The organism is Humidisolicoccus flavus (genome assembly GCF_045689595.1).
Taxonomy (GTDB): Bacteria; Actinomycetota; Actinomycetes; order Actinomycetales; family Microbacteriaceae; genus Humidisolicoccus; species Humidisolicoccus flavus.
The window spans coordinates 137,037-162,169 of sequence record NZ_CP142724.1; the positions used below are offsets into that span (position 1 = coordinate 137,037).

Annotated in this window: 24 protein-coding genes and 1 other RNA gene; 15 read left to right on the forward strand and 10 right to left on the reverse strand. The window is 61.6% G+C overall.

What is annotated here, in order from left to right; genetic code table 11:
* Positions 1-19 precede the first annotated feature (19 nt).
* A complete protein-coding gene (locus U2H20_RS00645) occupies positions 20-799 on the forward strand; it encodes an SDR family NAD(P)-dependent oxidoreductase (protein ID WP_430592603.1) in 780 nt (259 codons plus the stop codon).
* 62 nt (positions 800-861) lie between these two features.
* On the opposite strand, the gene manA is transcribed toward U2H20_RS00645, so the two are convergent.
* Positions 862-2,040, reverse strand: coding sequence for a mannose-6-phosphate isomerase, class I (gene manA / locus U2H20_RS00650; RefSeq protein WP_430592604.1), 1,179 nt, complete (start codon positions 2,038-2,040; stop codon positions 862-864).
* Between the two features lie 274 nt (positions 2,041-2,314).
* On the opposite strand from manA, the gene U2H20_RS00655 reads away from it, so the two are divergent.
* Entirely contained in the window at positions 2,315-2,701 is a 387-nt protein-coding gene (locus tag U2H20_RS00655; RefSeq protein ID WP_430592605.1) for a response regulator transcription factor, read from the forward strand.
* A gap of 38 nt (positions 2,702-2,739) precedes the next feature.
* On the opposite strand, the gene U2H20_RS00660 is transcribed toward U2H20_RS00655, so the two are convergent.
* From U2H20_RS00660 to wecB, 3 genes are read right to left on the reverse strand one after another with little or no spacing between them, the layout of a single operon-like run.
* The gene (locus U2H20_RS00660; protein WP_430592606.1) at positions 2,740-4,692 is read right to left on the reverse strand and encodes a glycosyltransferase; all 1,953 of its coding nucleotides are present in this window, start codon (positions 4,690-4,692) and stop codon (positions 2,740-2,742) included.
* Positions 4,689-6,434 (reverse strand): sensor histidine kinase, encoded by a 1,746-nt coding sequence (locus U2H20_RS00665; RefSeq protein WP_430592607.1) that lies wholly within the window; start codon positions 6,432-6,434, stop codon positions 4,689-4,691. The genes U2H20_RS00660 and U2H20_RS00665 overlap by 4 nt, the downstream gene beginning before the upstream one ends.
* Positions 6,431-7,627 (reverse strand): non-hydrolyzing UDP-N-acetylglucosamine 2-epimerase, encoded by a 1,197-nt coding sequence (gene wecB / locus U2H20_RS00670; RefSeq protein WP_430592608.1) that lies wholly within the window; start codon positions 7,625-7,627, stop codon positions 6,431-6,433. The genes U2H20_RS00665 and wecB overlap by 4 nt, the downstream gene beginning before the upstream one ends.
* A 266-nt stretch (positions 7,628-7,893) precedes the next feature.
* Here wecB and U2H20_RS00675 point away from each other — a divergent pair, with 266 nt between their 5' ends.
* From U2H20_RS00675 to smpB, 11 genes are all read left to right on the forward strand, one after another.
* On the forward strand, positions 7,894-9,126 hold the full coding sequence (locus U2H20_RS00675; protein WP_430592609.1) for a CpaF family protein: 1,233 nt from the start codon (positions 7,894-7,896) through the stop codon (positions 9,124-9,126).
* Positions 9,123-10,007, forward strand: a complete 885-nt coding sequence (locus U2H20_RS00680) for a type II secretion system F family protein (protein ID WP_430592610.1) — start codon at positions 9,123-9,125, stop codon at positions 10,005-10,007. The genes U2H20_RS00675 and U2H20_RS00680 overlap by 4 nt, the downstream gene beginning before the upstream one ends.
* Positions 10,004-10,939, forward strand: a complete 936-nt coding sequence (locus tag U2H20_RS00685) for a type II secretion system F family protein (RefSeq protein ID WP_430592611.1) — start codon at positions 10,004-10,006, stop codon at positions 10,937-10,939. The genes U2H20_RS00680 and U2H20_RS00685 overlap by 4 nt, the downstream gene beginning before the upstream one ends.
* A gap of 12 nt (positions 10,940-10,951) precedes the next feature.
* The gene (locus tag U2H20_RS00690) at positions 10,952-11,149 is read left to right on the forward strand and encodes a hypothetical protein (protein WP_430592612.1); all 198 of its coding nucleotides are present in this window, start codon (positions 10,952-10,954) and stop codon (positions 11,147-11,149) included.
* Positions 11,146-11,538 (forward strand): TadE/TadG family type IV pilus assembly protein, encoded by a 393-nt coding sequence (locus U2H20_RS00695; protein WP_430592613.1) that lies wholly within the window; start codon positions 11,146-11,148, stop codon positions 11,536-11,538. The genes U2H20_RS00690 and U2H20_RS00695 overlap by 4 nt, the downstream gene beginning before the upstream one ends.
* A 145-nt stretch (positions 11,539-11,683) precedes the next feature.
* Positions 11,684-12,058 carry a pilus assembly protein gene (locus U2H20_RS00700; RefSeq protein ID WP_430592614.1) on the forward strand — a complete coding sequence of 125 codons (375 nt, stop codon included), beginning with the start codon at positions 11,684-11,686 and terminating at the stop codon, positions 12,056-12,058.
* A 95-nt stretch (positions 12,059-12,153) separates the two neighbouring features.
* Positions 12,154-12,615, forward strand: coding sequence for a pilus assembly protein TadG-related protein (locus U2H20_RS00705; protein ID WP_430592615.1), 462 nt, complete (start codon positions 12,154-12,156; stop codon positions 12,613-12,615).
* Between the two features lie 30 nt (positions 12,616-12,645).
* Positions 12,646-13,764: a peptide chain release factor 2 gene (gene prfB, locus U2H20_RS00710; protein ID WP_430592616.1), complete on the forward strand. Its 1,119-nt coding sequence runs from the start codon at positions 12,646-12,648 to the stop codon at positions 13,762-13,764.
* Between the two features lie 75 nt (positions 13,765-13,839).
* Entirely contained in the window at positions 13,840-14,694 is an 855-nt protein-coding gene (gene ftsE / locus U2H20_RS00715) for a cell division ATP-binding protein FtsE (RefSeq protein WP_430592617.1), read from the forward strand.
* Positions 14,691-15,605, forward strand: a complete 915-nt coding sequence (ftsX, locus tag U2H20_RS00720) for a permease-like cell division protein FtsX (RefSeq protein WP_430592618.1) — start codon at positions 14,691-14,693, stop codon at positions 15,603-15,605. Before ftsE ends, ftsX begins: the two co-directional genes overlap by 4 nt.
* Before the next feature lie 142 nt (positions 15,606-15,747).
* Positions 15,748-16,224, forward strand: coding sequence for an SsrA-binding protein SmpB (gene smpB / locus U2H20_RS00725; RefSeq protein ID WP_430592619.1), 477 nt, complete (start codon positions 15,748-15,750; stop codon positions 16,222-16,224).
* 62 nt (positions 16,225-16,286) lie between these two features.
* Here smpB and U2H20_RS00730 read toward each other — a convergent pair whose 3' ends face one another.
* Together U2H20_RS00730 and U2H20_RS00735 are read right to left on the reverse strand one after the other, a co-directional pair.
* Positions 16,287-17,768 (reverse strand): proline-rich domain-containing protein, encoded by a 1,482-nt coding sequence (locus U2H20_RS00730; protein WP_430592620.1) that lies wholly within the window; start codon positions 17,766-17,768, stop codon positions 16,287-16,289.
* Positions 17,769-17,841: 73 nt separating this feature from the next.
* Entirely contained in the window at positions 17,842-19,734 is a 1,893-nt protein-coding gene (locus tag U2H20_RS00735; protein WP_430592621.1) for a hypothetical protein, read from the reverse strand.
* A 240-nt stretch (positions 19,735-19,974) separates the two neighbouring features.
* Between U2H20_RS00735 and U2H20_RS00740 the strand changes: the two genes are divergently transcribed.
* Both U2H20_RS00740 and ssrA read left to right on the forward strand, forming a co-directional pair.
* Positions 19,975-21,003 (forward strand): ATP-dependent 6-phosphofructokinase, encoded by a 1,029-nt coding sequence (locus U2H20_RS00740; protein WP_430592622.1) that lies wholly within the window; start codon positions 19,975-19,977, stop codon positions 21,001-21,003.
* 112 nt (positions 21,004-21,115) lie between these two features.
* Positions 21,116-21,487, forward strand: a transfer-messenger RNA (tmRNA) gene (gene ssrA, locus U2H20_RS00745).
* A gap of 91 nt (positions 21,488-21,578) precedes the next feature.
* Here ssrA and U2H20_RS00750 read toward each other — a convergent pair.
* From U2H20_RS00750 to aroA, 4 genes are read right to left on the reverse strand one after another with little or no spacing between them, the layout of a single operon-like run.
* The gene (locus U2H20_RS00750; RefSeq protein ID WP_430592623.1) at positions 21,579-21,890 is read right to left on the reverse strand and encodes a rhodanese-like domain-containing protein; all 312 of its coding nucleotides are present in this window, start codon (positions 21,888-21,890) and stop codon (positions 21,579-21,581) included.
* Positions 21,887-22,687, reverse strand: a complete 801-nt coding sequence (locus U2H20_RS00755; RefSeq protein WP_430592624.1) for an inositol monophosphatase family protein — start codon at positions 22,685-22,687, stop codon at positions 21,887-21,889. Before U2H20_RS00755 ends, U2H20_RS00750 begins: the two co-directional genes overlap by 4 nt.
* Before the next feature lie 53 nt (positions 22,688-22,740).
* Positions 22,741-23,757: a ribosome small subunit-dependent GTPase A gene (rsgA, locus tag U2H20_RS00760; RefSeq protein WP_430592625.1), complete on the reverse strand. Its 1,017-nt coding sequence runs from the start codon at positions 23,755-23,757 to the stop codon at positions 22,741-22,743.
* Positions 23,754-25,070: a 3-phosphoshikimate 1-carboxyvinyltransferase gene (aroA, locus tag U2H20_RS00765; RefSeq protein WP_430592626.1), complete on the reverse strand. Its 1,317-nt coding sequence runs from the start codon at positions 25,068-25,070 to the stop codon at positions 23,754-23,756. The genes rsgA and aroA overlap by 4 nt, the downstream gene beginning before the upstream one ends.
* Between the last annotated feature and the right edge of the window lie 63 nt (positions 25,071-25,133).

Genomic DNA, 25,133 nt, shown 5'->3' on the forward strand with positions numbered 1-25,133 from the left:
CAGCGACCACAATGGGAAGATGCGATACACAGCCCTCATCACTGGAGCCTCCGGCGGTCTCGGAACCGCGATTGCGCACGAACTGGCGCGCAGTGGCGTCAACCTCATCTTGGTTGCTCGCCGCGAGGCGCCGCTGCGCGAGTTGCAGCGCGACCTCGAGCGCGGTTATCCCGCAATCAAGATCGAGACCCTGGCTGCCGACATTCTCGATGAGAACTCCATTGTCGAAGATCGAGTTCGTTCGAGCGAGCACCCCGTGGACATCCTGGTGAACAACGCAGGGCGCGGCCTCGTCGCGGAGTTCTCCGACAGTGAGATCGATGACGAAGTTGCGCTCTCTCGTCTTCTCTACGAAGCACCAATGCGGTTGACGCACGCGGCCGTTCCCGGCATGCTGCAGCGTCGGCGCGGATGGGTGCTCAATGTGGCGAGTATGGCTGCGTTCACACCGAGCGGCTCGTATTCGGCTGCGAAATCTGCGCTCGTGATGCTCTCGCGATCCCTAAACGCTCGCTTGCGCCCGCAGGGGGTCCACGTCACGGCGCTGTGCCCGGGATTCGTGGAGACCGACTTCCACGACGCGATGGGGGTTGATGTGTCGGACATCCCCAAGCTGCTGTGGAGCGACCCGGAGGCGATCGCGAAGGATGGCATTCGCGCGCTCCGAAAGGGTCGATCGGTTGTCGTGAGCGATTGGCGATACCGCTTGCTTCGCCCGCTGAACGCAGTATTGCCAGACTCGCTCGTCGCCGGGGTGTCATCGGTCAGTATGAGCAAGACGCCGCCGAGTGAAGGCTGAGGTCGCGGAGCGGATCTGAGAACCGCGGGACGGCGAGAAGAAGACCGCGGAACGGCGAGAATCTAGCTTCGAGCCTCGGGAGTCCGTGCCAGGCACAGGGCGCCCGCGCCCGAGACAGAGATCGCGCCGTCTTGGGCAAAGACGAAGGCGGCCTCGCCGCGCTGCAGGAGCAGCGACTGCTCACCGGCCTGCAAGGTCGCTTCTGGCTCAATGCAGAGTGCGAGTGTCGGGCCGTCGTGATCCCCGAGTTCGATCCGTGAGCCGCGTGGCCGCACGATCACGAGCTCGAACTCCGCAGCACCGGGGGAGAGCACCTGAACCGGGGCAGTCTGGTCGGGCTTCGTGGGGGCATTCGACGCTGCAGCGAAACTCGTATTCGCGAGCAACGCCGGGACGTTGATGTGCTTTCCGGTCAGACCCGCTCGGAGCACGTTGTCGGAGTTGGCCATGATCTCTACCGTCAAACCGCTCAGATACGCGTGGGGCATCCCTGAAGGCACAAAAATGCTCTCTCCAGGAGCAAGATTGAGGCGACGGAGCAAAAGCGATGCGACCGCTCCCACATCCGAGGGGAAATGCTCGGCGAGCTCAGTCACCGTGATGAGTGCTTCGGCAATCTCTGCGCCATGGTTGTTCGCAGCGAGCCCGCATTCGAGCACGACTTCATCGACCTGCGCGGGCGTGAGGCGGATGATGCTCGCGAGAGCGTCGCGCAGTCCCGCCTCCGCGTCGGTGGTGCTGAGCGCCGCGCGAGTGGCATTGAGCGCCGTCGAAGAGAGAGTTCCGAGCAAGCGCTGGCATTGTTCGATCGAACGAAATCCGACGAGTCCGGAGAATTCGGTCAACGCGAAGATCATCTCGGGCTTGTGCGATCGGTCCTTGAAACTGCGATGCGGCGCGTCGATCGGAATCTCGTTCGCTTCGTCGTCCGCGAACCCGGAAATTGCGTTCTCCGGAGTCGGATGCACCTGCAATGACACGGGTGTACCAGGGGCGAGAAATTTGACGAGAAACGGCAACTCGCCGAACTGTGCGGAGACGGATGGTCCGAGCGTGGCAGTTGGGTCACTTTCGATCGCTTCGTCGAGCGGTGTGCCGTCTTCGAGAACGGCAGGGGCACTCGGGTGTGCGCCGAACCAGATCTCTGCGAGGGGCGATCCGGCAGGCTGACCGATGAACTCTTGGATCGCTGACTCTGAGCCCCAGGGGTAATCGCGGGCAATGCCAGAGAGTTTCTGCATGTGAAGCTACTTTCAACGACAGGGATGTGCGGCACAGAATTCTTGAACGAGTCTGATCACTCCGCTTCGAGGACCAGACCATGCAACACGATACTTGGCCCAATTTCGTTCTGCGTGGAGATTCCTCCATTTCACTGAATTCTTCGGACCGCGTGTGGAGGCCGTTGAACCTTGCGTCCGCAGGTCCAGCGGCACCGTTGGCCAGTGTTCACCATGAGGCTCTACGATGAAGCGCAAGAAACGACCACCGCAGCGCGACCATCAAGGAACTTCAATGTCGGAATCACAAACTGCTCTCATCATCGAAGACGACGACGACATTCGTCGGCTTCTCGAGGTGGTACTGGAGCAGAGCGGATTCACCGTGCAGTCGGCTCCGAACGGCACCGACGGGATCGCCGCACTCTCCGCCAAGGCATCCGAGGGCGCAGCCTTTACGCTCGTCACGGTCGACATCGGACTTCCGGATATCGACGGCAACGAAGTCGTGCGCAGAATCCGCCCGGATTTCAACGGAGTCATCGCGGTGATCAGCGCACGCTCGACCGAGAGCGACAAAGCGACTGCACTCACAGCTGGGGCCGACGTGTTTCTGACGAAGCCGTTCCGGCCACGGATCATTCGCGAACAGATCGCTACGGCGCTCGCCGAGCGCAATTAACACAGGCCGCGCTCGGCCTGCACCGCACCATCACGCCACTACGCAGGCAGCTCGTCGTTTTCGTCTTCGGAGCGGCGTGAGCCCTTGGTTTGAGCGGCATTCGTCGTGTCCGAGTCGCCGTCGTTCTGCGTGCCGGGCAGGAAGAGCTTCCGGATCTCCTCGATCGTGTCGTCGCCGACACGGGTGAGGGTTGGAATCGCAGCTCGGCACGCATCGAAATCAGCTCTGTCAGCCAGAGCGGTGAAGTCATTCGCAGCCATTTCAAGGCGTCGTGCGCCGAGCATTGCAGAGGACACCCGAATGCTCGCGATCGCGTCGCGGGTCGCTTGCACATCTTCTGCGGCGACGGCAGTGCGGAGATTGGAAACGCGCTTCGGCCAGACGATCACGAACTGCGAGACAACTTCCAAGGCGTAGTCCGTCTTTCCGTCGAGCTCGATCGCCAGTTCGTCGAGCACCGTGAGATCGATGAGTGGGAGTGCAGTGAGCACCTCGGTCGGGGTGGTCTCCACCGGCACCAGGGTGTCGGCGTTCCGGAGCGTCTTTGCCCACGATTTGCGACCGGTCAGCATACGAGCGATCGCGCGAGGGTAGTAGAGGTATGTGAAGTAGACGTACACGAGATACCCGGCGCCAAGACCGAGACTTGCGAGCACACTCATCCGCTCTTTCGCCCACGACCGATACAGCGGGCCCCAGAGCGCATAGGGCAGCACGAGAAACACGAGCGCTGCCGCGACGATGATGAGCGTTCGAGCGTCCCCGAGGAATCCGAAGCGACCTTCGACGATCGCGAAGATAAAGAGCGTCGGGATCAGCACGAGATTCAGCATCATGAGCCACGGTTGCGCCATGAAGAAGTGAATTTCGAGGAACCCCGACCACGACAATGCTTTACTGCGGCGAAGCACCGGGAGATTTCCGATGCACTCCATGTTGCCTTGCGCCCAGCGGGTTCGTTGCGTCAGAAGCCGCCGAAGGTAGGGGAGTGCCTCCTGCGAGACGTGCGCATCGCGGATGTAATGATTCTGGTACTCGAAGCTCAGGATGTTCAGCCCGAGTTCGTAATCCTCACTGAGTTTCTTGCCCCATGGGTTTCCGAGTTCCTCGGCGAGTCGATCGAGCACGCTGACGCGTGTGAACTGGCCGTTTCCTCCCATACCGACGGTGCCCGTCTGAATTCGGAGGAGCTGCATCGCAGAGTTCGAGGTCCTGAATTCGATGTCCTGCATCCGAATCAAGAATCGGCCCATCGCGTTCTTCCAACGGCCGGCGCTCGGGCGAGGCTTTCGGTCGCCCCGGTTCTTCATCCAGACTTCGAGTTGGGCCGCTCCGATGTCGCTGTCTCCGAAGGCGTCCTCACCAGCCAGCAGGGGGAGCGCGTTCTCGGAGAGGAAACCGTCGGCATCGAGGACGCCGATGATGGCCCGCTCGCGATCAAGCGGGTTCGTCCCGATCGACTCGGCGACGATCCGAAACGCGGCATTCAGAGCATCGCCCTTCCCTGTTCTCGCTTCAGGTTTCACTCGCGAGATGAGGTGGACTCGAGCGTCGAAGTCCATGAGTTTGCGCACGATCGATGCCGTGGCGTCTTCGCTGGCATCGTCGATGACCCAGACATGCACATTCGGGAACGAGGTTCGAGCCGCCGACACTGTTTCTGCGATGACGCTTTCTTCATCGCGGCAGGGAATCAGGAGGTGCCAGGAAAAATTGTCGGGATTTCCCTCGACGGCCCGCGATTGGCGCAAATACGACACGAGCAGCATGCTCACGTAGGTGAGCGCGATCGAGGAGGTGATCGTCACGATCACGAGGGCGGTGTCGAACCAGGGGTCGATTCCGAATCTTCCGAAGGACCCGGAAAACACGAAAACGAATGCTGCGGCGACTCCGTAGATCAGCGAAAGCACGAAGGAAATGGGGGTAACGGCAACGGTGCGACGACGGTTGCCGCGCGAAGGTCTTCGGGGTTGCGTTGCAGAGGTCATGTGAGCTCTCTCGAGTCCCGGGGGATTCGAATGCGGAAGGTCGTGCCAACGCCGGGCGTGGTGTCGATCGAAATGTGTCCGCCGTGGGCTTCCACGATGCTCTTTGCGACAGCGAGGCCGAGGCCCGCTCCCTTCGCGCTCGATTGCAGTGCCGAATCGCTTCGGAAGAAGGGCGTGAACAACTGATCGACTTCGTTCTTGCTGAGCCCCGGACCGTTGTCGTTGACCTCCATGTCGACGTGCGTGTCCTCGGTGACCGTGCTCACCGTCACCTTGCCGCCGTACTGGGTGTACTTGACTGCATTCGAGATGAGGTTGTCGAGCACCTGTGAGATCCGTTGGGGGTCGGCGATGAGTGCCGGTGTCCTCCCGGTCTCAGCGGTCAGCGTGATTCCCTTTTCAAGCGCTGCAGGCTGCAACGACTGCACGGTTTTGCGAACGAACTTGTCGAGCTCTGTCATTTGCAGGCGCAATTGCAACTTGCCTTGACGTGCCTGCTGCTCGAGGAGGAGATCCTCAACGAGCACGGAGAGCTGTTCCGCATTGCGTCGAATCACATCGAGGTAGCCGGGGATCGGGCTCGAGGCGATGGGGGCCTCTGGTTCGTCATCGATGTCATCGACCGCGAGCTCCGCGTACCCGATGATCGAGGTCAGCGGGGTGCGCAGCTCGTGTGAGACGGTCGCGATGAACTCTTCGCGCGCTCGAATGATCTTCTGTGTTTCGGTCACGTCGTTGAAGATCAGCACGGTTGCTTCGTGCTCGCCGTCTTCATCGAGGACGATTCTCGCGCTCACGCTGACGACGCGTTGAGATTCTCCGGCTTCGCCCGCACAGAAGAGCAGGTTGTCGAAGCGTTCACCTCGCATTGCCCGGTAGGCGGGGCGCTGATCCACGGGAATCGGCGTCACGCCGTCCGGGTAGAAGATCAGGTGTCCGGCTTCGGTGCGATCGAAGTTGCTCTCCGGGGAGACGAGGCGGTGGATTTTCCGCTGCGCCTCGTTCCACATCATGTCGTTGCCACAGCGATCGATCACGAGGACGCCCACGCTAAGGCTTTGCCCGATGCTGGAGAGCAGACGTGCGGTCCGCTTTGCATCGTCGCTGAGCGCCTCTTCGCGGTGGAGCGCGCGCACTGTGCGGAGCCGACTCGCAGTGAGCCGTTCATGCAGGCCGACGACGAGCGTTGAGACCATGAGCACCGCGATCGGGAGCGCCGAATACAGGATGAACTGCGGCAGATCGACCGGTGTATCGCTGAGCGCAATCGTTGGCACGGAGATCGCGACGGTCGCGCCGACGAAGGCGAAGACCACCCCCCACCAACGAAACTGCGTCACGAGCCAAATCGCAGGAAAGAGCGCGAGCACGGAGAGCGGACCGCCGTCTGGCATCGTCGCAATGCGCAGAATTCCGAGCGCGACCAGGTCGAGCACGGGAAGCATGATGTGGAACTTCAGCCCCATCTTCTTCTTCGGAATCAGGAGCGCAGCGGTCGTCGCGAACAAGATCAGAGCGATTCCGAAGATGATCGCAACGATCTCGATGAACTGCAGCTGCATCGAAGGCCGGAAGATGATCAACAAGCTCATCGTGAGTAATACGACGACGCTGAAGATCGTTTGCTGGGTGACCGCGAACGCTTTCGAATCTCCAACGAAGAACGCTCGACGAATCAGACTGGGGAGTCGCTGAATGATGTGCTCCGTGTTGCGGCGGCCCCGCTGTCGTTCGGCGTTCATTCGCCGAAATCTGGCATGCGATCGCCAAGCCCGAAGAGCGCGTTGAGCGCTGCAATGCTTCGCTGGGTAGCGAGCCCGTCGCCGTAGGGGTTCACTGCGTTTGCCATCTGTTCGTAGGCCACCGAGTCTTCGAGCAGCGTTGTCACTTCGGAGACGATTCGGTCTTCCTCGGTGCCGATGAGCTTGACGGTCCCGGCGGTAACGGCCTCTGGACGTTCCGTGTTCTCGCGAAGCACGAGCACGGGGCGACCGAGGCTCGGAGCTTCTTCTTGGACGCCGCCCGAATCGGTCAAAATCACGGTCGACGCTTGCAGAACGCGCGCGAAGTTCGCGTAGCCGAGCGGCTCGGTCACGGTGACGTTCGGAAGTCCCTCGATTGCTGGGAGCACGAGCTCGCGCACTCTCGGGTTTCGGTGCGCCGGCCAGACGAACTGCACTGCCGGATACGAACGAGCGAGTCGCGCGAGCGCTGCGCCAATGTGCTGCATGGCGCTGCCGAGGTTCTCTCGTCGGTGCGTTGTCAGGAGCACGATCGGCTGCTGCGCGTCGAGCACGGATTGCAGTGCTTCGTCGTCAAGGGGAGCAGCAGGTTGCGCGATCGTCCATTGGAGAGCGTCAATCACGGTGTTACCGGTGACGGCGATGTTCTCGGCGGCAACGCCATCGTGCAGCAGGTTGTCTCGCGACTCCGAGGTCGGAGCGAGGTGCAGCTGCGCAATTTGCGACACGAGCTTTCGGTTTGCCTCCTCGGGGAACGGCGAGAGCAGATCGCCAGAGCGAAGCCCTGCTTCGAGGTGGACGACCTGGATCCCGCGGTTGAACGCGGCGATCGCCGCGGCAGTCACGGTCGTGGTGTCGCCCTGCACGATCACGGCGTCGGGTTCGTGCGTTGCGAAGGTTTCGTCGAGACCGGCGATCACCCGAGACATGATCGTGTTGAGATTCTGGCCAGGAGTCATGAGGTTCAGGTCGACGTCAGGGTGAATCCCGAAGTGTTCATTGACCTGATCGAGCATTTCCCGGTGCTGCGCCGTTACAGCGACAATGAGCTCGAAGTCATCGCTCGCTTGCAACCCTGCGATGAGCGGAGCCATCTTGATGGCCTCAGGGCGCGTTCCGTAGACGGCCATGAGCTTCGGGCGCTCGCGGACGGGTTGCGTGGATGACGATGAGGGTGAGGAAGCGACGGTCATGGACGGTGCTCCTTTTCTGTGTAAAAGGATGCAGGCAGCGGATGACCAGCAATCGAGAGAGGTCGATTTCATCTTATTGGCGAGGGCAATGAGATTGATACGGATTCTCTGAACGTGATGAAACTGTGGAAAGCACTCGGACCTTCAGCCGGCGGCCAGCAGTTCTGATTCCGCCCTCCGCTACGCGTGTCGAAGAAATCGGAGAGTTCTCGTCATTCTGTGGATAAGTGATTTCCGCCTCGCCCGGAGCCGACACGCTACCTGGCATGTCCGCTGCTCTCACCACCATCACTGCGCAGATTCGCGAGCGAGTTCGTCGCGAAGGAATCGATCTTTCTGCCGACGCCGAGCGCACTCGCGCTCTGGTCACCGAGTCCGTCCGCGCATACAGCGAACGATCGTTCGCCGGAATCCACGAGGGCATCCAGGATGAGGCGACGACCACCACGCAGATTCTCGCGGCGCTGACCGGCTTCGGCCCACTTCAGCATTTGCTCGACGATCCGACGATCGAGGAGATCTGGGTCAATCACGACACCGAGGTGTTCGTTGCCCGCGGCGCGAACAATACGAAGCTCGACATCACGCTCGCGCGCGGGGAACTCGCGGATCTTGTCGAACGAATGCTGGCAGGAACCGGACGAAGAACAGATCTTTCGACACCGTTCGTTGACGCGGCACTTCCCGACGGCTCCCGACTGCATGTTGCAAGCGGTGACGTCGCGGGTGGCAGCATGAGCATCAACATTCGGAAATTCTCCGCAACCATCCGGACACTTGCTGCGCTCGTCGAACTCGGGTCGCTCAGTGAAGAAGCAGCGGCGTTTCTGCAGGTCGCAGTTTCAGCAGGATTGAACATTCTCGTCAGCGGGCCGACACACAGCGGAAAGACGACGATGCTGAATGCGCTGCTCTCCGCCGGACGTCAGAGCGATCGCGTCGTGACGGTCGAGGAAACATTCGAGCTGGCCCCGAGTGTGCCCGACCATGTCGCCTTGCAAGGCCGCCAAGCGAGTCTCGAGGGAGCAGGCGAAATAGGGTTGCGACGTCTCGTCAAAGAGAGCCTCAGAATGCGACCCGACAGACTCGTGATCGGGGAGGTGCGGGAAGCCGAAGCGCTCGATCTTCTCATCGCGCTGAATTCCGGGGTCCCGGGCATGTGCACCATTCACGCCAACAGTGCTCGCGAGGCCCTCTCGAAACTCTCGACCCTCCCGCTACTCGCGGGGAGAAACATCGATTCCAGTTTTATCGTTCCGACAGTCGCCGCAACAGTGGATCTCGTCATCCAATGCTCGACGGACGGTCGGGGCAATCGCAGAGTTGTCGAAAGCATTGCGCCCAGTGGGCGCACCCACGGTACGGTCATCGACGCGAGCGAGCTCTTCGCGCTCCGTGACGGTCTGCTTCGATCGACAGGTCTCGTGCCAGAGCGCACGATCAAGTTCGATCGGGCGGGTATTGCCCGTGCTCAACTCTTTTCCGGTCCAGCGCTATGACCGCGACCGCGAGCTACGGTCTCACGCTCGGGCTCGTCCTTGGCCTCGGACTGGTGCTGCTGGTGTCTCCGCGACTCTGGCCGCGATGCGCAGGAACTCCACGAGATTCAGTCCTCCGACCGCCCTCAAAAATTCGCGACATGCTGACGGCGGCAGGGCATCCGCAAATGCCGACGCTTGTGCTGCCGCTGATCGCGGTGATCGCTGCGGTCGTCTGCGGGGGCATCACACTCGTCGTGATTCCGATCCTTCCGCTTGCGCTGATCGCAGCGAGTGCCGGAGCGGCATTGCCGCTCGTTGCTGTGCAGTGGCAAGCGAAGAAGAAGCGTCTCCTACTCGACCGAGTGTGGCCGGATGTGGTCGATCACCTTCTTGCGGCGATTCGCGGCGGGATGTCGCTCCCGGATGCAATGACCGCGCTGCAGACCATCGGTCCAGAAGAGACGAAGCCGTACTTCAGAGAGTTCGCGATCGAGTATCGCTCGAGCGGATCGTTCGATTACTGCATCGATCAAGCGAAGATGCGTTTCGCAAACGGTACGGCCGACCGGCTCCTTGAAACCATGCGAATGGCGAAGGAGGTCGGCGGGAACGAACTCGGCCGGGTGCTCAGCGATCTCGCCGCCTATTTGCGAGAGGAATCGGCAACGCGCGGGGAGCTCCTCGCCCGCCAATCCTGGATTGTGAACGCCGCCCGTCTCGGTGTTGCAGCGCCGTGGATCGTGCTGCTGCTGTTGGCAACCAGACCCGAGGGTGCCGCGGCGTACAACTCAAGTGGCGGCCTCATGATGATCCTCGGCGGCGTGATCGTCACAGTCATCGCATACAGAACGATGATTCGACTCGGGCGATTGCCTGAAGACGCACGGTGGTTCGCGTGAGCCCGGCGCTCGGAGCTGCTGCGATTCTCGGAGCGACTTTCGGTCTCGGCTGCTGGTTTCTGCTCAGTTTGATTCCTCTCCTGCGACGACCCTTGCTCCTGCATCGGGTCGCGCCCCATGTGCTCGACATTTCCGATGGTGCTCGCGCGCTCGTTGCGCGCCGAGTGGTCGATCCCGGCGGTTCGCTCGCGCTGATTGCAGCTCCATTGCTCTCGACAGTTGCTCCGGTCCTCGCGAACCTTGTCGGCAGCCGAAGCCAGATCTCGCTGCGACTGCGGCAAGCCCGATGGCAGAAGACGCTGCACGAGTTCCGGAGCCTGCAACTCCTTGGCGCGACCATCGGGGCAGCGGTCACGACCGTGGTCGCCGCGGTCGGGATCGCGCGTGGCGCGCCCTTCGTCGTCGTGCTGGTCTCGATCGTCGCGGGCGCGGCACTTGGCTCGCTCGCTCCCGACTGGTGGCTTCAGCGGCAAGCGAAGCGGCGACTGGCTCGAATTACGAGTGAACTTCCGACAGTGCTCGAATTCTTGACGCTCAGTCTCTCCGCGGGTGAAGGCCTCGGAGGTTCGCTGCGACGCGTCGGCAAGATCGGTTCCGGCGCGCTCGCTGAGGAATTCCGTGTCGTTGTTGCGGATGCAGCCGCGGGGACGACACTGACCTCGGCACTGGAGCGCCTACGGCGAGAACTTGAGTGCGGGCCGCTGACCAGATTCGTCACGCAGATGCAGGGAGCACTCGAGCGCGGCACGCCACTTGCGACAACACTTCGCGCTCAAGCAGATGATGCGCGCGAGGCCGACAAACGTGCACTCCTTGAAGCGGCAGGCAAAAAGGAGATCTCGATGCTCGTGCCACTCGTGTTCGGACTGTTGCCATTGACCATCTGCTTCGCGCTCTGGCCAGGGCTGTACGTACTTCAAATTGGGTTTTGAGAAAGGAAAATAATGATTGGCAAACACGGGGTCATTGCTTCACGAGCACAGGCTTTGCAGGAAAAACTACGCGAATCGCGCGGAGATGTTCCCGGATGGGTGCTCGTCACTCTCATGTCGGCGGGACTTGTCATTTTGATCTGGAGCGTCGCAGGTCCTGCGCTCGTGGGGCTTTTTGAGCAGGCGATTCAACGTGTGACAGGAATATGAGCGGGAATCGCGCTCTGATTGGAGAGCGAGGGTCTGCGATTGCAGAGTTCACGATGGTGAGCGGACTGCTGCTTGCGATCACGCTCGCGATCTTTCAACTGGCCTTCGCCCTCCATGTGCAGAACACGGTCGCCGATGCTGCCTCAGAGGGTGCACGGTTCGCGGGACTGATCGGCGGTGACCTCGAAGCCGGTAAAGCTCGAACAGAACTGCTCGTGGCGACCGCGGTCGGTCCATCGATTATTCGCTCCTCCGAGGCGCGGTTTGTCGATGATGAAGACCTGGCCATGGTCGAGATGACAATCGTCGCCACGGTGCCACAACTCGGCTTGCTCGGATTTTCCACGTTCGAGGTGAGTGCTCATGCGGCGATCGAATCTCTTGAGTAACGCGTGTCGGGCTGCCCGGCGCGCGCTCCGAAGAAGTTTCGAGCGCCACTCGGGGAACGCCCTGTGCTCGTTTGATTCCGGTCGCGGTACTCGGGGGTCGGCGTCGCTCGAGTTCCTCACGTTCGGGATCATTCTTCTTCTCCCAATGATCTATCTCGTCACGGTGTTCTCGACGGTTCAGAACGCGGTGCTCACCGTTGAAGGTGCCGCCCGCCATGGGGCACGGATTTTTGTGAGTGCGGACTCAGAAATGAGCGGCAGCACCGCGGTTGAACGAAGTGTTGCCATTGCGCTCACTGATCACGGGCTCCATGACCTCGAGCACGAACTCACGATCTCGTGCTCACCACTGTCGACGGGGTGCGGGACGCCGGGTGGTTTCGCGACCGTCCGCCTTGCAATTACCGTTCCGCTACCGCTGGTCCCGCCAGTGCTCGGCCTCGAAACAGCGCTCGCGGTTCCGATCAGTGCAGAGGCTGCCGTTCCGTTCTCTCAGTTCGGCGAGGACGACAGCGAATGATCGGGCAAGCGGTGGCGCGAACGCGGGACATTCTGAGCATTGCAAGACCAACAATGCTCGGGTCGCGCGCAATCGATCGAGCGCGGAGCAGACCCTTGCTTCGAACTTCGGTGGCAGCAGGCCGATCTCGGTGGCGCTCCGACGAGGGCTCGACGCTCGTGCTCACGCTCATCCTCGCAGGATTGAGCCTTGTGCTGATCTTGATCGTTGCGTTCGCGACAACCCTCTACATCGAACGCAAGCAACTGTTCACGGTCGCGGACGCCGCTGCGCTCGCAGCAGCCGAATCTTTTAAGCCATCCTCGATCGACCCCGCACAGTCGCGGCCGTTTCCCGTGTTGACGAACGAGCAGATTGTCGAAGCTGTCGAGGATTGGATCAATCGGATACCCGGCTCAGATGGCATCGCGATCGTCCAGGCCGGTTCGCGCGATGGTTCGACGGCCGAGGTGACGCTGCGATCCACGTGGTTTCCTCCATTCCTTACCTTCTTCGCGCCCCGCGGGATCGCGATCGAAGTCACCGCAACCGCTCGCGTGGTATTCCTCGATGAGTGAGGAGCGCGGGCGGCGTATCCTTGAAGGATCATGAGCGATATTGACATCAGTGCTGAACTGAATGCCCTGAAGGCCACGTTTGCAACCATCAAGTCTGTTGTGGACGTCGAATCGCTCGAGCGTGAAATCGCCGAGTTGAACGAGAAGGCCGGTGCGCCCGACCTCTGGGACGACCCAGACGCCGCGCAGCAGGTGACGAGTGCGCTCTCTCACCGGCAGACCGATCTCAAGCGTGTGCAGTCGGCGGAAGCGCGTATCGACGATCTCGAAGTGCTCGTCGAACTCGCGAACGAAGAGCAGGACGAGGCCACCCAGAACGAGGCGAAGGCCGAACTGCGGGCCCTGACGAAGACGATCGCCGACATGGAGGTGCAGACGCTCCTCGACGGCGAGTTCGATGCGCTCCCCGCGGTTGTCACGATTCGTGCTGGTGCCGGGGGAGTCGACGCGAGCGACTTCGCAGAGATGCTGCTTCGTATGTACCTCCGCTACGCGGAACAGAACAACCTGCCGGTGCGCGTGTACGACACGAGCTACGCGGAAGAAGCGGGCATCAAATCCGCAAGCTTCGAGGTCGGAGCGCCCTACGCCTTCGGAACATTGAGCGTCGAGGCCGGAACCCACCGCCTCGTTCGGATGAGCCCGTTCAACTCTGCAGGAAAGCGCCAGACGAGCTTCGCGGCAGTCGAGGTCGTGCCCCTGTTTGAGCAGGTCGACGCCATCGAGGTTCCCGACACCGACATTCGAGTCGATGTGTTCCGCTCCTCGGGCCCTGGTGGTCAGAGCGTGAACACGACGGACTCCGCCGTGCGCATCACGCACCTTCCAAGCGGCATCGTCGTCTCGATGCAGAACGAGAAGAGTCAGATCCAGAACCGTGCCGCAGCAATGCGAGTGCTCCAGTCGCGCCTCATGCTCCTGCAGCGTGAGGAAGAAGCTGCGCGGAAGAAGGAGCTCGCGGGCACCATCTCCGCCAGCTGGGGTGACCAGATGCGGTCGTACGTGTTGGCGCCGTACCAAATGGTGAAAGATCTCCGTACGGAGCACGAGGTCAACAACCCGAGCGCCGTCTTCGATGGCGACCTCACCGAGTTCTTGGCCGCCGGAATCCGGTGGCGAAAGCAGCAGCAACGCGATTCGAACGACTGAATATCCTCTGACTCCCTCGGCGCGCCGAGGGAGTTCGCGGTTTGAGCTGAACCGCGGGCATAATCTCGACACGCCATGATTCGTTTCGAAGGGGTCTCAAAGACCTACTCAAGGAAATCCCGCCCCGCGCTGAGCGATATCTCTATGGAGATCCTCGGAGGAGAGTTCGTCTTCCTCGTCGGCGCCTCAGGAAGCGGTAAGAGCACCATCATTCGCATGGTGCTGCGTGAGGAGCGCCCAACCACGGGTGAAATTCACGTGCTCGGACAGCGATTGGGCGTGATCCCGAATCGACGTGTTCCCTTCTTCCGCCGAAACCTTGGCGTCGTCTTCCAGGACTTCAGGCTGCTGCGCAACAAAACCGTGTACGAGAACGTCGCGTTCACCCTGCAGGTCATTGGCAAGAGCCGCGCATTTATTTCCGAGGCGGTCCCCGACGTGCTGAAAATCGTCGGGCTCGCGGGCAAGTCTTCGCGCTTTCCGCATGAGCTCTCCGGTGGTGAACAACAGCGCGTCGCGATCGCACGAGCAGTGGTGAACAAACCGCCGATCCTGCTCGCAGACGAGCCGACGGGAAACCTCGATCCGCAGACGAGCGCCGGAATCATGGCATTGCTCGCGAGAATCAATGAGGGTGGCACGACTGTGGTGATGGCAACGCACGATGAGTCGATCGTGAACTCGAGCCAGCGCCGAGTGATCGAAGTCGACTCCGGTCGCATCATGCGCGACGAAGAGGGCGGCGGATACCGCACGCAGGCGATCAAGATCCGCCCAACGGTCATCGACCTTGGCGCTGAAACCCCGCTGGCTACGACTCAAGACTCGCCAGACGAAGATATCGAGCCGTCGGTTTCGAAGACTGCAGAGCCACTGACCGATACCGCGGCTTCTGGCGATGCTGCCTCGACGACGGAGGCACAACGATGAGAGTCGCGCTCGTACTGAATGAAGTGTTCACCGGCCTTCGACGGAACCTCTCGATGGTCGTGTCGGTGATCCTGGTCACGGCGATTTCGCTCACTTTCGTCGGCGCAGCGATTTTGCTGCAGTCACAGATTCAGCAGATGAAGGGGTTCTGGTACGACCGCGCGCAGGTGGGCGTGTATCTCTGCAGCCCGATCGACGCGAGTGAAACCTGCAGCGAGACCGCTGCGACCGAGGAGCAGATCGCCGCGATCACCGCACAGCTCGAGTCGCCGACGCTCGCGCCCTACGTCGATGCGATCGCCTTCGAATCTCGCGAAGAGGTATACGAGCGCTTTATCGAGCAGTTCGCTGGAACCGCGAGTGCGGAGTTCGCGACGGCGGAGAACATGAACGAGGTGATCTGGGTAACCCCCTCGAACCCAGAGAACGCAGACGTGGTGAAGGAAGCGACCTCCGGGATGCCGGGCGTGATGGAGGTTCGAGACCAACGCGCGCTGCTCGATCCGATTTTTCAGGTTCTGAACACCGCAAGCCTTGGCGCCGTTGGAGTCGCGGTGTTGATGCTCATCGCCGCAGTGCTGCTCATCTCGACGACGATCAGGCTCTCTGCATTCTCTCGAAAGCGAGAGCTCGGGATCATGCGGCTCGTCGGAGCCTCGAACCGGTTCATTCGCACCCCCTTCATTCTCGAGGGCATCGTCTCTGCACTGATCGGATCGGTCTTGGCAGCACTGTCGATCATTGCGATCGTGCAGTTCTTCGTGCAGGGCTACGTGCAGCCCAGGTTGCAATCAACTGCCCTCATCAGACTCGAGGACGCCTTGCTCGTTGCGCCGTTGCTGATCGCGATCGGTGTCGGACTCGCCGGTATTGCTGCAGCGGTGGCGATCAGGCGATACCTGAAGGTTTAAAGCAGCGCTGGGGGAGGCCAGTCCGCTCCCAGACGGCGGATCCACTCGGCGGCTTGAGCCTCCCAGTGCAAATGTTGTAGCCTACAAGGCTTGGTGTTTCCGCTTGGAAGCACCAGAACACTCAGACAGCCAAGGATTCGCCATGCCACGTGAACGCGGAACGAAGGTTGTGGCGACGAACCGCAAGGCTCGCCACGACTACACCATTGAAGACACCATCGAGGCCGGACTCGTGCTGCACGGCACAGAGGTCAAGGCCTTGCGAGCTGGACGAGCCTCGCTCGTCGACGGCTACGCCTTCATCGACGGAAGCGAAGCGTGGCTCGATGGTGTGCACATCCCGGAGTGGGGTCAGGGAACGTGGACCAACCACCCGCCACGTCGGAAGCGCAAGTTGCTGCTCCACAAGGAACAGATCTTGAAGCTGCACGCGAAGGTCCGTGAGGGCGGCTACACGCTGGTCCCGTTGTCGTTGTACTTCCTTGATGGTCGGGCAAAGGTGGAGCTTGCTGTCGCAAAGGGTAAGAAGGATTACGACAAGCGCCACGCGCTCCGCGAACGTCAGGACAAGCGAGAGTCCGAGCGCGCAATGCGCCTCAGAAACCGAATGGGCGAGTAGCACCCTTCGGTACTCCTCGCCCAGCACGATTGAGAGCGGGTCGCGAGACGACCCCGGTGCAGTTATTGCACCGAGTTTGCAGCGTCCACGATCTTCTGACCCGATTCGGTGACCATCGGCGCGAGCGCTCCTGACACTGAATACGAGGCAGGAAGACCGAGTTCGGCAACCGCTTCGGAGACTGCGGTCTGACCGGCCACGACATTCTTGTCATAAGCGTCGAGCGCCGCGTGCACCTTCGGCTGCGGGTCCGTCGAACCGGGCTGGAGCACCTCTGCATCAGTCGGCATCTGCGTCCGGTAAGCGTCGACGACGGCAAGACCATCGATCCGAACTTGCTCGTAGTAGGCGATCTCGGCTTCGCAAACGGTTTCGAGGCCGACGGGGCAGTTGTCGGTCGAGTTGGCCACGATCTGATCGGCGAGCAGGTTCGTCAATTCTTCGAGCTTGTCGGCATAGCGAAGACGTGCATCCGAATCGAGGAAGGAAATGCACCCGATCGGGTTGTTGCAGGTGAAGGTCCAGATCCAGCCGTCTGCCGAGTACTCCTGCACATCCTGGAACGCGAGTGTGAAGAATTCGTCTTCGACCTTGGCTGATTCGACCTCGAAGTTGGCCAGGATTTCGCGGTCGGTCTTTGAGAATGCGCACGCGGATTGGATGAACTCGAGGCTTTCCGTCGTCGTGTTCGAGAACGAGGACGTCGCGTCGTAACGCCCCTGATTGTTCTCCCACTGCTCGAGCGCGGCAACGTAGTCCTCGTTGATTTCTCCGCCCTCGACCTCGGGCTTATCGGGGGTGGCCGAGAAGGAAGCGTCAGCGAAGTTCGCAGCGACTTCGTCATTCACGGAGCATGCCTCGGTGAGCGCAGCACCAGTGGAGACGGAGCTCGTGTCGTCGTCGCCATAGAGAATGATGGCGTTCGGAATTCCGCTCACGTCGTAAGAGAGCAGCGGTTGCAGCGCCTCTTCGGAGTACGCCTCTTCCCATGCTGCGTTTTGCTCGGCAAAGGTGTCTGCTGCAGCCTGGGCTTCGTTGTTCGTCAGAATGCGAGGAACCACGAAGGCCGCAACGATTGCGAGGATCGCGACGACCGCGACGGGGATACCAATGCCGAGCCAAAGGCCAAGTCGCTTCTTCTTCTTCGGGCCGTTTCCGTTGTTCGGCCCCTGTGGTCCCTGCGGTCCGTTCGGTCCCTGTGGTCCGTTCGGCCCCTGCGGACCACCGAAACCTGGGGTGTTGAATGCCGGAGTGTTCCCGGGCGAGCCGTTCGGCGCGCCGTAGGGAGGCTGTCCAGAGCCAAAGCCGGGAGCACCTTGCGGGACGCTCGGATTTGGAAACTGCGAGGGCGGTCCCTGCGGTGGAGGAAATGAAGCATTTCCGGAATTCGGCGTCGAAGGCAACGGGGTGCCGTCTGCGAATGGTGCGCTCTGAGCGCCGGGGATAGGGGAATGGCCAGGGTTCTGGCCACCGCCGAGGTTGTTACCCTGCGGGAACCGAGGCGTCTGCGAGAAGTCTGGGGATGATCCTGGCCGGTCAGTCATAGTTCGACCCTATGACTCTCGCATGAGAGTTACCCGAATGCTTCCTGGAAACTCGACGCCGATTCGTTGCCGGCTAAGAAGGCTCGTGAATGGATACAGCGTGGTCTCGGATGACGTCGAGCGCATCCGCTCCAGATTCAGCGAGGGCTCCGTCGAATGTCGCTGCTTCGAAACCGACAGCCTTCAGTTCTTTAGCGAGCTGCGTCGCTTGTGCTTCCTCATGCGAACTCGTGGCACTCAGCGCTTGAGCAATTGCAGGCGTCGTGCCCGGAGCGGATGCGAGCAGGACAGGGTCTGTCGGCATCTGCTCTCGCATCGCTTTCGCAAATGCGCTGACGTCTGCTTTCGCTTCTGCGAGTCGGTTACGTTCAAACACGCACAATTCGTCGAAACCGTTGGGGCAGTTGTTCGTGAGGTTCTCAATCTGACGATCAAAAGACTCCGTGCGAACCCGTTCAACCGCGTCAGCGTACTTGACGCGAGTCTCCGAGTTCACGAACGAGACGCATCCACCTGAACTCGAACACGTGAAAGTGATCGTCTGGTCCTCGAATACGAACTCTTCGGTGTCACCGTTCGACATTGTGACGAATGGTCGAAGTTCTGTCCGGAATGCTTCAGAAAGCGCAGTGTCGATTGCTCGTTGTTCCTGAGTGAAGGTGCAAATCGACAGGGCATCCGCGAACGCAGGATCGGAAGTTTCAACGAATTCCGCGCTCGCCTCGTACTTGTTTTGGGTGGCCGTCCACTCTTCTGCGGCCGCCACGTACTCCTCGTTCACGTCTTCGGCGCCTTCGACGTCAGGCTCGCGAGGAACTGTCGGCCAGGTTGTCGAGGAGTACGCTGCCTCAACCTCTGAGATCGCTTCGCATGCCGCAACAAGCGAAGCTCCAGCAGGTTCATCCGAGCGGTCATCGTCAGCTCCGAGCAGGATTGCCTCGGCGAACGATTCTCCAGAGAGTCCGAAGTACGGCTCGAGCGCGGACTCGGAGAACGCCGAGTCCCAAGCTGACTGCTCGTTCGTAAAGGTCTCCGCGGCGACACTCGCTTCGTGATTGAGCATGATGCGAGGGAAGATCATTGCGGCAACGATTCCGATGATCGCGAGGGCCGCGACAGGGATGCCGATACCCAGCCAGAGGCCGAGCTTCGAGCGACGCTGTGGATTCGCGTTCGCTCGTTCCGGGTTGCCATGGTCGCGAACATGCTGCGCGGCGCCATTTTGCGCAGTGGACTGTTCGCGGAGTTTTGGATCAAAACGGAACCCTGTCGATGCGGAGTTCGTTGCACGGCCGAAACTCTGTGCTGCTGAGGACGCGGGAGTACTGCTCGGGCTGGGCGCGTATGCGGGGCTCCACGGAACCTCGCCCTCGGGCGCGGTGTTCTGTGACGCCTGTTGTTCGGCATTCCTTGAGGGCGAGGGCGATTCGATCGGGGAGTTCGCCGGCGGCGCGCTGTGCGAGGCGGAGTGCGGTGCGGCCTTCGTGTTCGAGAGTTCACTCCGCAACACCGTGTCCGCATCGAGGTCTTCATCATCGGAGTGCGGCAAAGAAATCGCAGTCTGAGGAGAACCTGTTTTCTGATCCTGGGGCCGCGCCACGATGGTGTCGTCAAAGGCCTCATCAGGCTCCGGTGCGAGTGTCGCAGGATCTCCGTCGGCTGCTTCGATTAGGGGCGCATCCAGGTCGGCGGACAAATCCGCGAGCGAGGGCCCGGCTGTTGAGTGAGCATTCGGACGAAGAACGGTGTCCTCGTCGAGGTCGAATGGGGCCTCGCTCGGGCTCGGCACTGCGTCGATCTCGATGCCTGAGTCGTTGTTCTGCGAGGAGTCAACGGAATGGTTGGGATCGTCCGCTTCATCGGAAGGTTCGTTATTCCAATTCGGAGCGGCCTCGATCAATTCGTTCTCGGCGTCGTCCTCGTGTCGATCGTTGGGCGATTCGTCGTGAGGCGGCAGCGGTGGCATCGATTTCTCCGTGATTCCAGTTGATCTTGCGAGCCAAGACTACTGAGTTCTCAAAGGAGGTCGCATCCGAATTTACTGTGTGGCCCGGGCAGCCCACCTGTCACGCAATTTCGCTTCGCTTTCATTTTCGCTACGAATTCGCGGATGACCGGGTTCGCGTGCGCACTCGGCGGCAGAATCCGGCAGAATGGCGAATGCGCGGCGTCTGCGCACAACTCCTCAAAGTGAAAGGCACGCATCATGCGAGTCGGAATTCTCACGAGCGGCGGAGACTGCCCAGGTCTGAACGCTGTCATTCGTGCCGTTGTCCTGAAGGGCAACCACGTCAGCGGACTCGAGTTCGTCGGTATCCGCGATGGCTGGCGAGGCCTCGTCGACGGCGATGTTCGGGTGCTCAACCGGTCCTCCGTTCGCGGACTTTCCCGGGTCGGCGGCACCATTCTCGGAACGTCCCGCACGAACCCCTTCGAGGGACCGAACGGGGGCGTCGAGAACATCAAGGCGACGATGCAGCGGCTTGGTATCGACGGGATCATCGCGATCGGCGGTGAAGGAACACTGGCGGCTGGAAAGCGACTCGCAGACGCGGGAATTCCGATCGTCGGTGTGCCGAAGACCATTGACAACGACCTCGACGCGACCGATTACACGTTCGGGTTCGATACCGCGGTCGAGATCGCAACGGAGGCTGCGGACCGCCTTCGGACGACCGGTGACTCGCACATGCGCTGCATGGTGCTCGAGGTCATGGGCCGTCACGTTGGCTGGATCGCAGTGCACGCGGGTATCGCCGCGGGTGCGCATGCGATTTTGATCCCTGAACAGCCGAAGACGATCGAAGAAATCTGCACTTGGGTGCAGAGCGTGTACGACCGCCGCCGTGCGCCACTGATCGTGGTTTCGGAAGGGTTCACGCTCGTCGGCATGGACGAGGCGCACTCGCACAAAGGCCTCGACGCCTTCAACCGTCCGCGACTCGGCGGTATCGGTGAACTGCTCGCGCCGATGATCGAAGAGCGCACGGGAATCGAATCACGCGCAACGGTCCTCGGCCACATCCAGCGCGGTGGAGCTCCGAGTGGCACCGACCGTGTCCTGGCGACACGGTTCGGTCTCGCTGCAATCGACGCGGTTGTCGACGGCGCGTGGGGTCACATGGTTGCGCTTCGCGGCACAGAGGTAGTCCGCGTCACGTTCGATGAGGCGCTCGGTGAACTCAAGAAGGTGCCAGAGACGCTGTACGCCGAGGCGGCGTCGCTCTTCGGGTAACAAGACCCGCTTGCACTGCGATTGGTGCGAACGTATACTGGAACGCTGACCCTCGGGTCGGTTCGAGGCTCTTGGGAGTCTTGCAATTCAATAGCGTGTGATGTGCCCGCATGGGGATGATCGGTTTCGACATTGCCTGAGTTCTTGCGTGAAGCGGGTCGAGGATGTGGGGTTATCTCGTTAACGCTCCCTACAAAACTATAGGTGCCAACGCTAAGCGCACCGACTTCGCCCTCGCTGCTTAAGCGAGCCTGAAGTCCGTCAGACCGGGCCTGCTCTCGTCCCGGACCCTGGCGTCGTTTAGAGAGCTTGCTGCAGATCATGCGTCACCGGTGATCGCGGGACTTTAACTGTGACTGGGCCTGTCGTTCAAGCTGCTTGTGGCAAGGGACGGGGCCGAGTAGAACGCTTTTCACAAGCTGCACCCGGAGAAGCCGCCGGATCACAGCGATGGACGGGGGTTCAATTCCCCCCATCTCCACCATCGGCACATCACACGTGACAATAAAGAAGGCCCCAACGCTGTTGGGGCCTTCTTTATTGTTCCAGCGGATCCGCTGGGTGATGAGGCTGCGCTATCCGGCGTCGGGCACCGTGACTTCGCGGCCGCTCTGGACCCACGCGAGCGTGCCGCCCTCGACGTTGATCGCCTCGAGATCCTTCGAGCGGAGATATTCGCACACTCGATCGCTTCGAGCTCCCGAGTGGCAGATCACATAGAGCGGACCGTCCGGGAGCTCGGATTCGAAATCGAGGAATCTGGACATCGGCATAGGAATCGCGCCCGGCACATGCCCGCCGGCGAACTCGTCGTCTTCGCGCACGTCGATCACGACCGGCTGGTCGATACTCGCCAGATCGTCGACGGAGATTGAGGTCGTGTTCATTCGTTTACTCCTTGTGTGCGGTCTCCGTTGAGACGTTGGAGGAAAGTGCTGTGCAAGACGCCGTTGGTGACCAGCGCTGAGCCGTGCCACGGGCCTTCACTCCCGTCGACGGCCGTGAATGAGCCGCCGGCCTCGCGAACGATGATGTCGTGGGGTGCCAGGTCGTAGGGTTTGAGATCGAATTCCGCCAGCGCGTCGATCTGGCCCTCAGCGACCATCATGTAACTCCAAGCGTCACCGACCGAGCGCGCAACCCAGACCTCTTTTTGCAGTGCGATGAGGTCGTCGAGCCTGCCGACCCGGTCCCAGCCCTTGATCGAGTTGTACGCGAAGGCGGCATCATCGAGCGTTGCCACGGAGGAGACAGCGATGCGACGTGGAGCCTCGGGGTCGGTCCATGCTCCGGCGCCGAGCGAAGCCCACCAGCGTTTTCCGAGCGCGGGTGCGCTGCACACCCCGGCGACGATCTTGCCGTCGACCGCGAGTGCGATGAGTGTCGTCCACAATGGGGTGCCGCGAAGAAACTGTGCCGTGCCGTCGATGGGGTCGATGATCCACTGCCTCGTGCTCTCGCCCTCGGTGCCGTACTCTTCGCCGAGAATCGAATCGTCCGGGCGTTCCTCCTGCAGGATCGCACGGATGGCGCGTTCGACCGCGAGGTCGGCGTCGGTGACATGGGACTTGTCCGGCTTCGTGGAAATTTCCAGATCGACGGCGGAGAAGCGTTGCATTGCGACCTCGGCGGCCGCGTCAGCGAGGCGCAGTGCGAGATCGAGGTCCTCTGAGTAGTCGTGCATAGCTCAACGCTAGCCGAGCGGGCCTGCGGCGCAGGTCGGCCCGCGGCGAAACGCTACTTTTCGAATGATGCGAGGAGGCGCTGCAGGCTCTCAACGCGAGCGCCATCGAGTTCGCCGGCCGCGGCGGCCTCGGCGATGGCGCAATCGGGTGCATCTGCAAGGTGCGTGCACCCACGCGGGCATGTCTCTGCGACCAAGGCCAGATCTGCATATCCACGGAGGAGATTGTCGGGATTCACGTGGCCGAGTCCGAACGAGCGGACGCCAGGAGTATCGATGATCCATCCGGTGCCGAGCCGATACGACTCAGTAGAGCTCGAGGTGTGGCGACCGCGGCCTGTGACCGCGTTCACGTGCCCGGTTGCGCGTTTGGCACTCGGGACGAGCGCATTGACGAGCGTTGATTTTCCGACGCCAGAATGACCGACCGCAACGGTCGTGTGGCCCTGGAGACGTTCGGTCAAGAAGTCGATCGGTGGGTCGTCCTGGCGCGAGAGCACGGTCTCGATGTCGAGTCCCTCGAAGTTCTTCAAGAAGGCGCTCGGGTCTGCCAGGTCAGTCTTCGTGATGACCATGATCGGCTCGATTCCGGCATCGAGTGCTGCGATGAGATAACGGTCGATGAGGCGAGGGCGGGGCTCGGGATCTGCCGCAGCCACGACCATCAACATCAGGTCGGCGTTGGCAACGATGATGCGCTCGATCTCGTCGCTGTCGTCAGCACTGCGCCGCAGGATCGTGGAGCGCTCGTGTAGGCGGACGATCCGAGCGAGTGAACCGTCCTGACCACTGACGTCACCGACGACGTCGACCTGATCACCCGTGACGATTGCGCTCGAACGGCGTTCGCGGGCGCGAGTCGCGATGACGTGCGTCTCCTCGGGAGTTCCGTCGTTCACCAGCACGTTGTAGCGGCCTCGGTCGACGGAGAGCACGCGAGCAGGGACAGCGTCGGCATGTTCAGGGCGTTGCTTACTGCGTGGTCGGTTCGCCTTGGGGTTCGGTCGCTCGCGCACTGAGGATTCGTCGTACTCCTCGTACTTTTCCTCGAAATCGCTCATCCAGCTCACAGGAGCATCTGCTTCCAGAGGGCCGCGAACTCGGGGATCGTCTTTGCGGTCGCGTCGATGTCGTCGACGCTCACCCCTGGGGTCCGAAGCCCGATGAGCGCTCCCGCGGTGGCGATCCTGTGATCCTCAAAGGCCTTCCATGCGCCGCCGTGTAGCGGTGCCGGTTCGATCGCGAGACCGTCCTCAGTCTCGCGAATCTGCGAACCAACTGCCTCGCCGTTGACAACGAGTGCCTGGAGCCGGTCGGTTTCGTGCCCCCGGATGTGACCGATCCCTCGAAGTCGAGACGGTGTACTCGCGAGCATCGCGAGTGCAGCGAGGGTCGGGGCGAGTTCGCCAGCTTCTGAGAGGTCGATGTCGGCTCCGCGAAGCGAGCCGTCGCCCGTGGCGGTGCAGACTCCGTGCTCAACGGTGACGGCGCCGCCGAATTGTGGCAGGAGGTGTGCGAGCTGTGCGCCGACCTGAGTGGTCTCGGCAGGCCAGTCGGCGATGGAGACGCTGCCCCCAGCGGCCAGTGCGGCAGCAAGGAACGGTGCGGCGTTCGACAAGTCGGGTTCGATGGTGGATTCTCGTGCGGCGATCGGGCCGGGGCGAACAGACCAGCGGCCCGCGCCCTTGGAAGCTGCGTCGACACCGCGGCGACGAAGCGCCTCCAGCGTCATCTCGATGTGCGGTTCGCTCGGCAGTCGTTCTCCCACATGGATGAGCTCGAGCCCATTGGTGAAGTGCGCTCCGGCGAGGAGAAGACCGGAGACGAACTGGCTCGATGCGCTCGCGTCGATCTCCAGCTGGCCACCCGCGACCGCGCCCGTACCGTGCACGGTGAAGGGGAGGGTTCCCCGGTCACCGTCATCGACGAGCACACCGAGTGCTCGGAGGGCGAGAATCGTCGTCTGCATGGGCCGACGTCGTGCCGCGGGGTCGCCGTCGAAGGTGACACTGCCGGTTCGAAGGGCGGCGAGCTGAGGGAGGAAGCGCATCGCGGTGCCAGCGAGGCCACAATCGATGAACGCGTCTCCCGAGTCGCTGATCGGACCGACTTCGAGGTCGGCGCCAAACTTTCCTGAACCCGGCACTTCGGTGATGGTCGCTCCGAGGGCGCGAAGCGCCTCCACCATGAGCGCGCTGTCGCGCGAATGCAGCGGAGAGCGCAGCAGCGAGGGACCATCGGCGAGCGCTGCGAGCACGAGTTCTCGGTTGGTCAGACTCTTCGAAGCAGGCAAATGGAGCTGCGCCGCGAGTCGCTCGTGAGCGACGGGAGCATGCCAACTGCCATCGTTCTGGGATTCTGCGGAATGTGCGGAGGGGTTCATTGGTTCTAATCTACGACACCAAGGTTTGGAGGAGCGTATGGCGCCTGTTCTGACGGCACATCC